At 54.7% G+C, this 461-nt stretch carries 2 protein-coding genes; both read right to left on the reverse strand.

From position 1 onward, the window contains the following. Positions 1-282, reverse strand: a 282-nt coding sequence (locus AC1RP4_RS07720) for a hypothetical protein (RefSeq protein WP_481763230.1), incomplete at its 3' end; no start/stop codon positions are given. Further along, positions 272-461, reverse strand: a 190-nt coding sequence (locus AC1RP4_RS07725; RefSeq protein ID WP_481763231.1) for a hypothetical protein, incomplete at its 5' end; no start/stop codon positions are given. The genes AC1RP4_RS07720 and AC1RP4_RS07725, both read right to left, overlap by 11 nt.

Below are 461 nucleotides of genomic sequence, written 5' to 3' on the forward strand. Positions count from 1 at the left end.
GTACGTGGCTGTCAGTTCCTCCGGGCACGGACGAAGCATGAGCACCATATCGTGGGGCATCGCGAACTCTTCGAGCGGAGCGAACACCTTGTGGTGGCCAAGGTAGGGCGTCAGCATCACACCAGTTTGACCGCCGGGACCCGCGCCCGGAAACGTCTCCAGAATGTACGGCTTGTCGAGCCCGAGATGCGTTTCGTTTTCGCCTTTGTAGCGGGCGATAACCGTCTGCCCATTACGCAGGTGGGCGGCAATAACAGGTTGCTGCGTGGTTTCAGCTTGCACCGAAATTTCTCCTATACAGATTTTCAAGAGCGAGATTCAGGATGGATTCTCGCGATCTACATTTTGGGTACACCTTTTTCAGCTTCTCGATCATGGATTTTTGCTGGCCTGTGAGACGCAGCATGACGAGTGCAGGCTTATTCGGATCACCCTTGGTGGCAGACCACGCATTATATACG

The organism is Dellaglioa sp. CoH-56-MRSF-10, from assembly GCF_056782175.1.